Below are 13,229 nucleotides of genomic sequence, written 5' to 3'. Positions count from 1 at the left end.
ACAACTTATTGAAGGAGCAGTTGTGGCAGCAATTGAAAGCGTGTTCGCGCGCGAAATTCTTGATTCCCGTGGCAACCCGACCGTCGAGGTCGTTCTGCAGACTGAGGACGGCGCCGAGGGGCGTGGTCTGGTTCCCTCCGGTGCTTCCACCGGCGAGGCCGAGGCCTGGGAACGTAGGGATGGCGACAAGAAGCGCTATCAGGGCAAGGGTGTGCTGGACGCCGTCAAGGCGGTCAATGAGACCATCGCTCCCAACGTCATCGGCATGGACGCTACCGATCAGCGCGCCCTGGACGAGACCATGATTGATCTGGACGGCACCCCCAACAAGGGCAAGCTGGGCGCCAACGCCATTCTGGGTGTCTCCCTGGCTGCGCTCTATGCGGCTGCCGAGTCCGCCGAACTGCCTCTCTACCGTTACCTGGGTGGCACCAACGGCCACATCCTGCCCGTGCCCAACATGAACATCATGAACGGCGGCGCCCACGCTGACTTCGCCACCGACATCCAGGAGTACATGATCTCCCCCTACGGCTTCGACTCCTACCGGGAGGCCCTGCGCGCCGGCGTTGAGGTCTACCACACCCTCAAGAGCATCCTGAAGAAGGACGGCCACGAGACCGGCCTGGGCGATGAGGGCGGCTTTGCCCCCAAGATGAAGTCCAACGAGGACTCCTTGAAGTACATCGTCGACGCCATTCAGGCTGCCGGCTACGAGCCTGGCAAGCAGATCGGCCTCTGCCTGGACGTGGCATCCTCGGAGTTCTACAACAAGGACACCGACAAGTACCACTTCGACGGCGAGGACCGCGACGCGGACTACATGCTGGACTACTACCAGGGCCTGGTCGAGAAGTACCCGCTGGTCTCCATCGAGGATCCCTTCGCTGAGGAGGACTGGGGCGCCTGGCAGAAGATTACCGCCGCCATGGGCGACCGTTTGCAGTTTGTGGGTGACGACCTGCTGGTGACCAACCCCAAAAGGCTGCAGAAGGGCATCGACCTGAAGGCCGCCAACTCCCTGCTGGTCAAGCTTAACCAGATCGGCACCGTGACCGAGACCCTGGATGCCATCGAGCTGGCCACTGCCAACGGGTTCACCTCCATGGTTTCCCACCGTTCCGGTGAGACCTCCGACACCACAATCGCCGACCTGGCCGTGGCCAAGAACACCCGCCAGATTAAGACCGGTGCTCCGGCCCGTGGCGAGCGCATCGCCAAGTACAACCGGCTGCTGGAGATCGAGGAAGAGCTGGGTTCCACCGCCGAGTATGCCGGCTACAGTGCCTTCAAGGCCTGCAAGAAGTACACCAAGTAAGTCTTTGTCGGTCGGGCCGGATCCTTTGCAGGTTTCGAACCAACCGTGAAGTCTTTCACCCGTGGCGGTCCGCGTCGGCTGCCGCGGGTATTTTTATGGGTATGGCCAAGAACAAACGTGACGGCGCCAACCGGCGGACAAACAGGCGGTCGTCGGGACCCATCACCTTCTTTGTGGCGGTCATCATCGTGGCTCTGGGGCTAATTCAACTGGTCTCCACCTTCCACGCCTACGCCATTAATCTTTCCGAACTCAACGGCCTGCGCAATCAGCAGGCCCAGCTTGTCGAACACAAGCGTGACCTGGAGAACCAGATCCGGCGCTGGGATGACAAGGCCTATGTAACCGCCCAGGCCCGGGATCGGCTGGGATTCATTTTCCCTGACGAGGAGGCTATCCGGGTCCTGCACCCGGAGGCGGTCACGGGCAGCAAGGACAAAGACCAGGCTGGAAGCAAGGGGGTCCGGGCCCCCAGGAAGAACTCCCTGCCCTGGTATCAGGAAATGGCTTACTCCTTCGCCAAGGCCGATCAGGACCCTACTGCCGATAGAAGCAAGGGGAGCACAGGTCAGCATCCTGGCGATGGAGCCAGTCCGAACGGCTCTGCCAGTCCGTCTGGTTCAAGTAGTCGGGGTGGCTCTGATGGCTCCTCTCCATCTGGGGGCGGGGGAGCGCAGTGAACTTCGAAGGCTCGGACTTCGACGCTTCAACAGGCCATGAACTTTGCAGCAATGCACAATCAGAAAGATGAGGACAGCGTGAACAAGGCCCAGGGAAGGCCCCAGGCAGCAGAGGAATCTCAAGTCGTAGACAAGGTCAGGGTCGAGTCCGAGGTTGGGCAGAATAAGGTCGAGGCCTTTGTCCTGATTGGCGACCGGGAACTGGCGGCGGTCAAAGATCGGGTCCAGGAGCTTCTGGCGACTCCGGCCACGCCGGAACAGATAGATGTCGTGAACCACCAGCTGGGTCGCTATCCGCGGGGTATGGTGGCCGTGGGCGCTCGCTGTGTCTGCGGCAACCCCCTGGCCGTGGTCACCCGGCCGCAGCTGGAGGACGGCACGCCTTTTCCGACCACGTGCTATCTGACCAGCCCCGAGGCCGTCAAGGCCGTCTCCCGGTTGGAAGCTAACGGTCTCATGACCGACTGGAATGCCGAACTTGGTTCCGATCCGGATCTGGCCAGTGCTTATCGCAGGGCCCATGAGCTCTACCTGGCCTTCCGGTCTGCCTTGGCCCATCAGCTGGGTGACGACGAGGGGCACATCGCCGGAATCTCGGCGGGGGGCATGCCCAAGCGGGTCAAGTGCCTGCATGCTCTGACCGCTCAGTCTCTGGTTATGGGCCCTGGGGTTAATCCTTTGGGCGACCGTGCTCTTGGTTTGGTGCATCAAATATTCGATTCGCAGGTCTGCAGGTGCGCTCGGCCTTGGACTGAGGCATACCGAGAAGAGAACCGATGAAGGGGGTTTTATGGATCAGGTAACGGTGGCGGGTGTGGATTGCGGCACTAACTCCATACGTCTGCTGATTGCCGAGGTGGACCGGCAGGGGCTCCATCCGGTGGCTCCCAGGCTGATGCGCGTTATCCGGTTGGGGGAGGGCGTGGACCGCAATCACCGCTTCTCAGACCAAGCTCTGGAGCGCGCCTTTGAGGCCTGTCGGCTCTTCGCCCAGCAGCTGCATGAGCACCCGGTAGGTGGCCTGCGCTTTGTGGCCACCTCAGCCACCAGGGATGCCGACAACCGAGAAAAATTCGAGGCGGGGGTGCGATCCATCCTAGGGGTCACGCCCGAGGTCATCAGTGGCTCCCAGGAGGCCTCGCTGAGCTTTCTGGGAGCGGTCAGCGTGCTGGAGCAGCGAGGCGGCACCGACATGCCCCCTGCGCCATACCTGGTGGTCGACCTGGGTGGCGGCTCCACCGAGCTGGTCCTGGGCGGGGACGGGAGCGATTTGCCTGTTGACCATGTCAGGGCCTCCTACTCCATGAACATCGGCTCCGTGCGGATGACTGAGCGCCATCTGCTGAACGATCCTCCCAGCCAGGAGCAGATTGACCAGGCGCTTGAGGATGTTGACGGCTGGATCGACCGGGCCTTCGACCAGGTCCCTGTAGCCGGAGTAGGCAGTGTGATCGGAGTCTCCGGCACGGTCACCACCATGAGCGCCTTGGCCCTGGGATGCGAGGTCTACAACCGCCATGCCGTCGATGGTCAGTCCATTTCGGTTGATGCGGCCTGCCGGGTTGACGACCGGGTGTTGAACATGAGCCGGCAGGAGCGTAGGGAGCTCAAGGCCATCCATCCTGGGCGTGTGGATGTGATTGGCGGCGGCGCCCTGATCTGGAGCCGCCTGCTGGAGCGTCTGGGCCAGGCCAGCCCGAGTGCGTTGGCTTCGGGAACCTATGTGGCCAGCGAGCATGGCCTCCTGGACGGCCTGGTCCTGGACTACGGTCGGACCCTCCTGCGCGAATGATATACTAAGGCGTTATGGGTCATGGCCCCGGTGGCGAAATGGTATACGCATCGGACTTAAAATCCGCCGCCTTCACCGGCTTGTGGGTTCGATTCCCACCCGGGGCACCAAGGCCTCATCGGCTTGGACGGCAGTGTCGCAACTTGTCACCCGGCCGACGAACCGATACTCTGGTACGCAAGAAAACCAAAGGAGTTGTCATGAGTGACCAATCCATGCCCGAGGTGAACGCCGAATTCGGCGCCACGCCGACCATAACCTTCCATGGTTCGGCGCCCAGCGGGCTGCGCGCCGTGGAGCTGGTCGAGGGGGACGGGCCAGTCGTCCGCAAGGGCGATACCGTCACCGTCAACTATCACGGTGTCGTTTGGGGGTCCGATCAGGTCTTCGACTCCAGCTTCCAGCGTAATCAGCCAGCCAGCTTCGGCATTGGCGTGGGGCAGGTCATTCGCGGCTGGGACCAGACGGTGCCCGGCCACAACGTGGGGTCCAGGTTGGTGGTCTCCATTCCGCCGGAGTACGGATATGGTCGTCAGGGGATGCCTCAGGCGGGCATCGGCGGCGACGATACCCTGGTTTTCGTGATCGATATCATATCGACACGGTAGACAAGGGTCTCCAGGCGCCGGTGAGGGCCGGCGCCTTTTTCATACCCTTGACTTTGCAGTTCAGGTCGGGCCACGAGACAAGTGCATTAAACAAGGAGGAATCACATGGCTGAGGAAAAGACGATTCTGCTGACACAGGCCGCTTACGACAAGCTGAAGGAGGAGCTTGACCACCGTCAGGGCGAGTACCGCGACGAGATTACCGAACGTATCGCGGCGGCTCGAGCCGAGGGTGATCTGAGCGAGAACGGCGGCTACCAGGCTGCCCGCGAGGAGCAGGGCAAGAACGAGGGGCGGATAAACGAGCTGATCGTCAAGCTTCGCAACGCCAAGATCCTCAAGGCTCCTAAGGCTGGCACGGTGGGCAACGGATCCCTGGTGACCTTGACCATGGCCGGCAACGAAATGGTCTATGTGCTGGGTTCCAGAGATTTGACCGTGGCCACCGACTATGATGTCATCAGCCCCGAGTCGCCTATCGGCGCGGCCCTCATGGGCGCCAAGAAGGGCCAGACCGTGACCTACAAGGCTCCCAATGGCAAGGACATCTCGGTCACCGTCAAGGATGCCCAGCCTCTCAAGTAGCGGGACGACCCCTCACCGTCCCAGCTCGGCCTGAATGAAGCCGCTCTCCGCCATGGTCGACGGGGGGCGGCTTTGTCTGTGGGTGGCTGCTCTATGAATGACCACTTGGTTCGTAAGGCGGGCCGATGGTCTTTGTTAAAAGTGCGGTTCGGCTGGAGAGCTGCTCAGCGCAGGTTGCAGACCACCAGATAGATGGCCACGATGTGGCAGGCATAGCCGATGACCGTGCCGCAGTGGAAGATCTCATGGAAGCCGAATACCCGGGGCCAAGGGTCCGGCCGACGCAGACCGTAGACAATCGCCCCCAGGATGTAGGCCAGGCCGCCGGCCACGATCAGCCAAACCACCGGCGGACCGGCCATGGGGGAGTCCCAGAAGAGTTTCAGGAAGCCCACTCCCGAGACTCCGAAGACCACGTAGACAAGGGTGTAGAGCCCGCGGGGCGCATCGATCCAGAAGACGTGGACGATCATGGCCACCAGGCTGGCCCCCCACATGCCCAGGATGATGACCCGCCGCCAGAAGGGGTCCAGTGCAAAGGAAATCGGCGTGTAGGTGCCGGCGATGAGCAGGAAGATGTTGACGTGGTCCAGGCGGCGCAGAACGTCCGTGGTTCCCGGGGTCCAGTCGCCCAGATGGTAGAGGGCCGAGTTACCGAAGAGGGCCAGTGAGGCGACCATGAAGACCGCACATGCCAGCTTAAGGCCAGTGCCGTGGGCCAAACAGATCAGCACGATGCCGGCGGCCAGGGCCAGCGGGGCGGCCACGGCGTGAATCCAGCCACGCAGCAGGGGCTTGGGGCGGCCGTGCACATCCAGGCGGACCTTGCGCTCGATCTCCATGTCGGGGATGCCCTCGATTCGTGAGGCTTTCATCTCGGCCTTGGTCATGATCCGTGCAGCCTTGGCCTTGGCTTTGGCGCGCACCGCATCGGCCCTGGCCTGCAGATGGGCCTCATGGGCCACCTCTGCGTCCCTGCGCAGGTAGGTCAGCTCCTGGCGGCGCTGCTGACGGCGGCGTTCGAGATCGGGATCAACCTCCTGGTCCTCAGGCGGTCTGCCGTCCTCGCTGGTCCTGGTTGCCATGGCCCTCCCTTGGCCCCTTGACTGGTCCGGGCCTGTCGGGTCCGGTAGCCGGGGCGAAACATCCGTGAACCACCCTACCCCAGACCTGTGTATTGGACGCGCATGTCATCATCGCCCTGGGCATGACCCGCCTATCTGCTTCCGCGGGCCCTTTGTATGATGGAGGGCATGGCTGATTTTTCCGAGATTCTGGCTTCCTGCGACGACTGCAATGAGGAGGACCGCGAGTGGCTCCACCACTTGGTGGCCGACTGGCAGGTCATCGCCGATCTAAGCTTTGCCGACCTGCTGCTCCTGCTGCGTACCGGCGAGGGGGAGTTCACTGTGGCCGAGCAGTGCCGTCCCTCAACGGTCATGTCTTTGCGCACCGAAGATGTGGTCGGAGAGCATTTCCCGACCGATCGCAGCGAGGAGCTGGAGGCGGCCATGCAGTCCAAGGGGGTGCTGCGATCCAACAAGCTGCGGACCATCGGCCGCGCCACGGTCTGCGATGTCTATGCCCCTATCCGTCACCAGGGCAAAACCCTGGGCTTGGTGGTCCGCGAGACCAACATGGCCACGCGCGAGTCCAACGGCCGTTACGAGAGCGAGAGCATCAACGCGGGCAAGGAACTCTTCGAGATGATCACCCGCGGCGAGTTCCCCTACGCGGATTCGGTGCTCAACCAGCGGCACAACGCCAGGGTGGCCGACGGTTTCTTTGTGTTGACGGCAAGCGGCGTAGTGCGTTATGCCTCACCCAACGCCATCAGCTGCTTCCGCCGACTGGGCTCAGTGGAGACCATGATTGGCCAGTACCTGAGCGAGATTGGTACTTCCCTGCTCAAGGAGAACGATCCTGTGCCCGACTCTTTGCCGTTGGTCTTATCGGGCAAGGCGGCTGTGGACTCGGAACTAGATGCCAACGGGTCGGCTGTCTCCATGCGCTCCCTGCCCTTGTACGGCAAACAGGGCAGGACCGGCGCCATCGTTCTCTGCCGGGACGTGACCGAGCTGCGCCGCCGGGAGAAGGAGCTGCAGACCAAGGATGCCACCATCTCCGAGATCCATCACCGTGTCAAGAACAACCTTCAGGCCGTGTCAGCCCTGCTGCGGCTGCAGGCCAGGCGCACCAAGTCAGACGAGGTCCGCAAGGAGCTGGAGGAGGCCCAGCGCCGCGTCCAGACCATCGCCGTGGTTCACGAGGGCCTCAGCCAGACCGCCGACGAGATTGTGGACTTCGATAAGGTGATTGCCAACCTGCTGAAGATGAGCGTGGACCTGGCCACTACCAGCGACCAGCACATCACCATCTCCTACGTGGGCAAGTTCGGGATGATGCCAGCCCAGGATGCAACACCCTTGTCCCTGGTGCTGACCGAGCTGGTCAACAATGCTGTCGAACACGGTTTTGAGGGCCGTGACGAGGGGCATATCACCATATCGGTAGGCCGGGGCGGCAACAACCTGAATGTGGTGGTCGAGGATGACGGCAACGGCTACAGCACCGAGTCGGATCAGGGACAGGCTCGGTCCACCGGGTCCGGGCTGGGCACGCAGATCATCAATACCTTCGTCACCAACGACTTCGGCGGTACGGTCAAGTGGGAGCCACGCCGGGATGGGGGCACCCGGGTGGTCATCAACATCAAGCTGCGCGTGGCGCAGGACGTGTGATATCCCGAAAACCTATTAGCGAGGGGTGCTTTTCAGGAAAAGAAAGGGACGGTGGCATCAAGCCATCGCCCCTCAACTGTTCGGTGCAATCGGGAAGGAATCAGGACTGCATCTGCATGGCCTGGGACCTGCGCGCACGCATGGCCCGACGCTTGAGAGCCCTGCGTTCGTCCTCGCTCAGTCCGCCCCAGACGCCGTAATCCTGATTGGTGTCCAGGGCGCACTTCAGACAGGCGTCAATGACCTTGCAGGTCCGGCAGACAGCCTTGGCCTCCTCGATCTGCTGATAGGCTGCACCTGTGTTGCCGACAGGGAAGAACAGCTCAGGGTCCTTGTCACGGCAAGCAGCCTTGGCGCGCCAATCAAACGCATTACTCATCTACCTAAGCCTCCAAGAAGTTTTTATCTGTGCTTTATCACTACCCTATGCAAGATAAGCACGATGGGTGACTTTTTTCAAGGGTCCATTTGTTTTACGGCTAAAGAGAACACCTGTAGCGGAATGGCGTGACCCGCCTCCAGAACCAGACACCGTCCAGGAATGGCGCTGGCCCGTGTGGATAGGGCGGCCAGCTGATCGGCGGGGATGCCAGCCGCCAGATCGGCCCCCCGTTCGCCACAGGGGAACACCAGACGACGGCTGAAACGCTCAGGTCTGCGCAGGGCACTTGCCGCATCCACAGCTAGAATCACCGTGGTTCCCTCCTGTCCCAAAGCCTCCTGCAAGAGCGGGGACAATGGATCCCGACAGAGCGGATCCAGCAGGTCTTGGGCATCGTCAACAATCCAGACCAGCCCCCGGTTGCCACGTTGATGACCTTTAGGCGGTGTCGGCACCGGACCTGTCGAGTCCCGGCTGCTGTAGCCCTGGCCTGTTCGCCGCGTGATGCGCAAATCAAAGCTGGGTTCTGGTTGGGCTCCCGGCTTCATCAGGGTAAGCAGGGAACGAAGCAGCAGGGCTAGAAGGGTGCTCTTTCCTCGGCCTGGCGGTCCAATCACGGCCGTATGACCTTTGAGGGGCAGGTGGTAGAGGTGCAGCAGGACCCCGTCGTCGGTGCGTCCCAAAGGTATCAGAGGCCGCCCTGATTGCCAAAGAATCTTTCCGCAGGCCGGATCACGCTCTGGCAGGGGAGGCGAGAAGAGGGGTGCTGGTGGTCGGTTGCCGCAGAAGTGACTGGCTTTGATGATCTGTTCCACCAGGGTTTGTGGGTCAGATGCTGGGCAGGTGCGGAAGGCCTGAGGGCCCCGACCTTGCTCCAGGAAGCCCACACCTGGACAGGCAGGGTCAATCCCTGTGGCGCAGGAGGACCCCAGCAACTCTTTGGACTGTAGGGGGTCGCGCACGCGCAGACAGATGCCCAGGTTCATGTTGGCACGCATCTGGGCGCTGACCTGTCCCATGGTTTGCTGGGTGCAGGCCACTAGGTTCATACCCAGAGACCTGCCCTGAGATGCCAGGGCGGTCAGTTTGTCCAGATAGTCGGGCAGGAGTTGGCGCAGGGCCTGGAACTCGTCAATGACCACCACCAGGCGCGCCGGTGGATCGGACATCAGGGCAGTGTCCTCCACCCCTGCTCTGGCAACCAGGCGCTGACGGCGCTCCAATTCCCGCTGGAGGCCGTTCAGCGCTCGTACGGCCTGGTCCAGATCCAAATTGGTCACGCAGCCCACGGTGTGTGGCAGTCGGGCCAACAGGCCGAAGCCGGCACCGCCCTTGAAGTCCAGCAGGACCAGATTGAGCCGGTCTGGAGGCTGACTGGCGGCCAGGGCCAGACACCAGGTCTGCAGAAAAACCGACTTGCCTGATCCCGTTGTACCTGCCACCAGGGCGTGGGGTCCGTCACGCGGCAGATCGATGACCAGCGGTCTGTGATCAGGACGGGCACCGATGATTGCCGGTGCTGTCTTCCCCGATGCGGCAAGCCAGGCATGAACGATGCTCTGCCAGAGCAGACCATGTGCTTCCGAAGCCCCTGATCCCAACAGACGGGACTCCAGCCGCGGGCCCGGGTCGGAGGCCAGCTGAGCCAAGTCCTGCCGTGTCTGGTCCTCTGTGCTTGTCGATAGGGAAGCACGATTCGATGCTATGCCGTATTCCAATTGTGCGTGGGCGGGGAGAGATGACGGTGGCTGTTGATGCGCTCGCAGCAGGCTCAAAAGCAGCATGGCCAGGGTACCTGTCAGGCTGGGCAACAAGAGGAGGAGCAACATCCAGCGTCCCTGGCCGACTGCGTACCAGATCATGCCCGCCTGGGCTAGGGCCGGAGCCGTTTGGGCGACCAGGGTCAGAATGACCTGGATCCTTCCCTTTTTGGCCGTTCGCTCTTTGACGCTGGCAGAGTGCCAATCGCCTGCAACCTGGTTAAAGACTTTCGGCCCGGTTGCTGATATCGGAAATGCAGCTGCTGATGAATTGGCCTTTATCATGTCTTCAGCATGAAGGGCCCGGCTGGGGAGTTCCAGGGCAAATCTGGCATGTGGTCGAATGTGGAATCTGGCTGGGATTGGCGGACGGTGCTACATGCCGCCGACGGTTCCGGGGGCATGACTGCCCTGCGCAAGCTTGTTGAACAGGTCGGTGTTGCGGGCTTGATCCAGCAGAACGGTGGAACCGAGACCCCAGCCCGGATAGTAGTCAGGATCCGCCCAGTAGACGCTTCCGGTGATGCCTTTGCTGCTGCTGGCACTGCGGAAGGCCAGGACCATGCGCACAAGGTCTATGGGGTTGGTCCGCTCATCCACCACCAAGGCATCCAGACCCGCCGAAAGGACCTTTCCGGCCGTCGACGGGTTGAGCATGACCGAGGGCTGGAGCGCCTTGGCAGTGATGGCTGAGATGGCCTGACGCTGGCGTTCGGCACGCCCGAAGTCCCCCTTGGGATCCGAGTAGCGCATGCGGGTGAAGGCCAGGGCCATGCCGCCGTCAGCCTGATGACAGCCGCGGGACCAGACCATGCCTGAGTTGGGGTCGTTGACGTCTGCATCGTAGCAAAGCCTGACACCGCCCAGAGCGTCGACCACCTTACTGAGGCCTCCAAACCGGATCAAGGCCACGTGATCGACCTTATGGCCGGTGATGTCCTCAATCTGGCCGGTCAGGGCCCGGTAGCCCGATGTGTAGGCCACGGCGTTGATTTTCATGTAATCCCCGTCCTGCTTGACCAGGGAATCCCGGGGGACTGAAATCAAGGAGGCGGCTCCGTGCCGGGGCTTGGTCAGTACCAGGATGGTGTCGGTGCGGAAGCCGGTGATGCTGGCATCCTGTCCGGCCCCCGGAGAACCGTCGCGCTGGTCCGATCCCAGAAGGAGCCATGTGGTGGCCTCTGAACCAGGGGCATCGGTCAGCATTTTGTCGCGGGTGAGCTTGCCATTGATCCAGAACCATCCTCCACCCGCCAGTACGACCAGTGCCAGCAGCAGGACCAAAAGCAGAATGGTTATGAATCTGCGCAAGGGGTGTCTGCGGACGAGGGCAGTGCCATTGCGCATGCTTCGATTGCTTCTGTTGCTCCAGTCGTTTCCAACAGGTGCAGCCGTGGCCCTTGGCTGGGGTGTGGTCTTCGATGATCCGCTGGTGCGTCTGGCCTTCCGAGCCCCGCTGGTCTGCCCCGGCTGATGCCCAGTCCCGGAGGAGGGGGAAAAGCTGGGAGGCGTCTGGCTACGGCTGTGTCTCGCCTCGGTACCTGGGGTTCCGAGGTCGGCAGCCGGACGGTGATGACCGGAGGGCATGAAGCTAGGAGGCTCCTGTCCCTGTCCGCCTTGGTCTGATCCAGTCCGCATACCCTTAACCTCCGTAGCTTTGACCGACTAGGTAAGCAATAGCATGCCTGAACGACCCAGCGGCTTAATCGGCTATCTCTGCGCCGGAACCGCACAGACCGTAGCGAACAGGTAGCGGTCCGCCATACCGATGTACTGTCCGGTGTTTGCATCCCTGATGGTTCCGTCGTCCGGATCGACAATTCCGCCCGTGTTCGGATCTATCAGGGTCTTGTCAGGCATGGTGATCAGTCCGGTGCGGGGATTGGGTTTGGGTAGAGTAGCGGCGGACGCAGATGGGGATTGGGTGCCGTCCTCTGTGTCAGAGCCGTTGCCCGCTGTCTGAGTAGCACCCTGTGTGTTTTGGACACTCTGGGCATCCTGATCATTGCTGGCCTGCTTGTCTGATGAAGATGTTGACTCTGCAGCCTCATTGGCCTGGGTCAAAGGCTTCCCTTCTCGGAGCAGTTGCCAGATAGTGTCGGCCTCATCCGTCCATACCACTCGGTAATTGTCCTGGGACCATTCCTCGACAGGTATGGTACGGGCGTAGATATGTTTGGTGTCTATGTGCTTGAGCGAATTACCCAGACCCAGCAGGGTCTGGAAGTTGCCCAGGCCCTCGCTCAGCTGCAGGGTGGACATGGAGGTGGTGGCCAGACGGTAGGCCTTGGGCAGGTCGGAATAGATATTGACGGCCTTGGCTTCGTTGACCAGACTCTTGATCAGATACTGCTGGCGGGTGGTTCGCATAATGTCCGACCCGTCGGCGGCGGTTCCATGGCGCATGCGAGCGTACTCGGTGGCTTGGGTTCCGTCCAGATGCCGCAGGCCGCGCTTCAGGTTGATGCCGGTATAGCCGTCCCAGGTATCCTTGGGGATGCACACGTCGACCCCGCCCAGGGCGTCGATGATGGACTTGAAACCGTTGAAGTCAGCCACCGCGAACTGTTGAATGTCCAAGCCGGTCAGTGAGCGGACCGCAGCCAGGGAGCAGCTGGCGGCCGAATTCACATCGCCGCCCTGGCTGTAGCCTTCGGCGAAGATGGAGTTGAACATGACCTGGCGGCGGGCCGGAATGGTTTCCCCCTTGCTGGTGGTGCAGGCCGGGGCGTTCACGATGGAGTCCCTGGGAATGGAGACCACGTTCACGTAGGAACGGTCTGCGGCGATCTGGACCACCATGGCCGTGTCCGACTGGTGATTCTCCTCTAGGCCGTCGCCGCTGCCGCCCACATCGGCATTGCCCTTGCCGTCCCGGGTGTCCTGTCCCAGGACCAGGACGTTCAGGGTTTTGCCTTTGTAGATGTCTTCCGGGGCCTTGTGGCTTTGAGCAAGGGTGACGGGCTCCAGCACGTGCATGTGACCGTTGATGTCGGTCCAGAAGGCCGCCACTGTCGAGGCTACGAAACAAAGAATGAAGGTAAGGGCCAGACAGATGCCCGTGCGCAGACGGTGGCTGTTGCGAAACCCACCGCTGTGCTGGGGCTTGCCGTTCCTGCCCGCCTTGATGTTGGGCAGACCCATCTTTCTGGTTGGGGACGTCAATGGTTATGCCTTCCTCATCGGCTGTCGCTGTAGGGGTCATTCCGGCGGGAAGAACCGGGATGACGGTAAAGCGTGCTTGAACCAGTCATAGTATAGTCTGACCCTCATCCGCAGCTCCTCTTCGGGCGATATGGTCTCCTCCACGTGTTGCTCAGTTGCGCTTGCAGGCATGTAGGGGTTGACAGAAGACCTCCGTAG

General features: G+C 61.8%; 12 protein-coding genes and 1 tRNA gene. 8 read left to right on the top strand and 5 right to left on the bottom strand.

Going from position 1 to position 13,229, the window contains the following annotated elements; genetic code table 11:
• Nucleotides 1-22 precede the first annotated feature (22 nt).
• From eno to CI603_RS03895, 7 genes are all read left to right on the top strand, one after another.
• Nucleotides 23-1,318, top strand: a complete 1,296-nt coding sequence (eno, locus tag CI603_RS03925; protein WP_121913113.1) for a phosphopyruvate hydratase — start codon at nt 23-25, stop codon at nt 1,316-1,318.
• A gap of 101 nt (nt 1,319-1,419) precedes the next feature.
• Entirely contained in the window at nt 1,420-1,998 is a 579-nt protein-coding gene (locus CI603_RS03920) for a septum formation initiator family protein (protein WP_395947966.1), read from the top strand.
• A 51-nt stretch (nt 1,999-2,049) separates the two neighbouring features.
• A complete protein-coding gene (locus CI603_RS03915) occupies nt 2,050-2,778 on the top strand; it encodes a DUF501 domain-containing protein (protein ID WP_183122235.1) in 729 nt (242 codons plus the stop codon).
• A 10-nt stretch (nt 2,779-2,788) separates the two neighbouring features.
• On the top strand, nt 2,789-3,790 hold the full coding sequence (locus CI603_RS03910) for a Ppx/GppA phosphatase family protein (RefSeq protein ID WP_121913111.1): 1,002 nt from the start codon (nt 2,789-2,791) through the stop codon (nt 3,788-3,790).
• Nucleotides 3,791-3,814: 24 nt separating this feature from the next.
• Nucleotides 3,815-3,900, top strand: a tRNA-Leu gene (locus CI603_RS03905).
• Nucleotides 3,901-3,990: 90 nt separating this feature from the next.
• On the top strand, nt 3,991-4,398 hold the full coding sequence (locus CI603_RS03900; protein ID WP_121913110.1) for an FKBP-type peptidyl-prolyl cis-trans isomerase: 408 nt from the start codon (nt 3,991-3,993) through the stop codon (nt 4,396-4,398).
• A 105-nt stretch (nt 4,399-4,503) separates the two neighbouring features.
• Nucleotides 4,504-4,983, top strand: coding sequence for a transcription elongation factor GreA (locus CI603_RS03895; protein WP_024627331.1), 480 nt, complete (start codon nt 4,504-4,506; stop codon nt 4,981-4,983).
• Between the two features lie 164 nt (nt 4,984-5,147).
• Here CI603_RS03895 and CI603_RS03890 read toward each other — a convergent pair whose 3' ends face one another.
• Complete coding sequence (locus CI603_RS03890) at nt 5,148-6,068, bottom strand: hemolysin III family protein (RefSeq protein WP_121913109.1); 921 nt, start codon at nt 6,066-6,068, stop codon at nt 5,148-5,150.
• A gap of 168 nt (nt 6,069-6,236) precedes the next feature.
• Between CI603_RS03890 and CI603_RS03885 the strand changes: the two genes are divergently transcribed.
• Complete coding sequence (locus CI603_RS03885) at nt 6,237-7,724, top strand: sensor histidine kinase (RefSeq protein WP_046323025.1); 1,488 nt, start codon at nt 6,237-6,239, stop codon at nt 7,722-7,724.
• Nucleotides 7,725-7,824: 100 nt separating this feature from the next.
• On the opposite strand, the gene CI603_RS03880 is transcribed toward CI603_RS03885, so the two are convergent.
• The 4 genes from CI603_RS03880 to CI603_RS03865 form a co-directional block, all read right to left on the bottom strand.
• Nucleotides 7,825-8,103, bottom strand: coding sequence for a WhiB family transcriptional regulator (locus tag CI603_RS03880; RefSeq protein WP_015021978.1), 279 nt, complete (start codon nt 8,101-8,103; stop codon nt 7,825-7,827).
• A 77-nt stretch (nt 8,104-8,180) separates the two neighbouring features.
• Nucleotides 8,181-10,151, bottom strand: a complete 1,971-nt coding sequence (locus CI603_RS03875) for an FtsK/SpoIIIE domain-containing protein (RefSeq protein ID WP_121913108.1) — start codon at nt 10,149-10,151, stop codon at nt 8,181-8,183.
• 90 nt (nt 10,152-10,241) lie between these two features.
• The gene (locus CI603_RS03870; protein ID WP_232346966.1) at nt 10,242-11,213 is read right to left on the bottom strand and encodes an LCP family protein; all 972 of its coding nucleotides are present in this window, start codon (nt 11,211-11,213) and stop codon (nt 10,242-10,244) included.
• A gap of 363 nt (nt 11,214-11,576) precedes the next feature.
• Complete coding sequence (locus CI603_RS03865) at nt 11,577-13,031, bottom strand: LCP family protein (protein ID WP_052733328.1); 1,455 nt, start codon at nt 13,029-13,031, stop codon at nt 11,577-11,579.
• Nucleotides 13,032-13,229 lie beyond the last annotated feature (198 nt).

The organism is Bifidobacterium sp. wkB338 (assembly GCF_003688325.1).
GTDB classification, from domain to species: Bacteria; Actinomycetota; Actinomycetes; order Actinomycetales; family Bifidobacteriaceae; genus Bombiscardovia; species Bombiscardovia polysaccharolytica.
Note: the sequence above shows the minus strand (reverse complement) of the source record. Positions and strands in the feature narration are given on the sequence as shown.

What these genes read in the sequence shown, in the direction of transcription:
- CI603_RS03920 (WP_395947966.1), top strand. Translation starts at nt 1,420, where the DNA reads ATGGCCAAGAACAAACGTGACGGCGCCAACCGGCGGACAAACAGGCGG.
- CI603_RS03915 (WP_183122235.1), top strand. Translation starts at nt 2,050, where the DNA reads ATGCACAATCAGAAAGATGAGGACAGCGTGAACAAGGCCCAGGGAAGG.
- CI603_RS03910 (WP_121913111.1), top strand. Translation starts at nt 2,789, where the DNA reads ATGGATCAGGTAACGGTGGCGGGTGTGGATTGCGGCACTAACTCCATA.
- CI603_RS03900 (WP_121913110.1), top strand. Translation starts at nt 3,991, where the DNA reads ATGAGTGACCAATCCATGCCCGAGGTGAACGCCGAATTCGGCGCCACG.
- CI603_RS03895 (WP_024627331.1), top strand. Translation starts at nt 4,504, where the DNA reads ATGGCTGAGGAAAAGACGATTCTGCTGACACAGGCCGCTTACGACAAG.
- CI603_RS03890 (WP_121913109.1), bottom strand. Translation starts at nt 6,068, where the DNA reads ATGGCAACCAGGACCAGCGAGGACGGCAGACCGCCTGAGGACCAGGAG.
- CI603_RS03885 (WP_046323025.1), top strand. Translation starts at nt 6,237, where the DNA reads ATGGCTGATTTTTCCGAGATTCTGGCTTCCTGCGACGACTGCAATGAG.
- CI603_RS03880 (WP_015021978.1), bottom strand. Translation starts at nt 8,103, where the DNA reads ATGAGTAATGCGTTTGATTGGCGCGCCAAGGCTGCTTGCCGTGACAAG.
- CI603_RS03875 (WP_121913108.1), bottom strand. Translation starts at nt 10,151, where the DNA reads ATGATAAAGGCCAATTCATCAGCAGCTGCATTTCCGATATCAGCAACC.
- CI603_RS03870 (WP_232346966.1), bottom strand. Translation starts at nt 11,213, where the DNA reads ATGCGCAATGGCACTGCCCTCGTCCGCAGACACCCCTTGCGCAGATTC.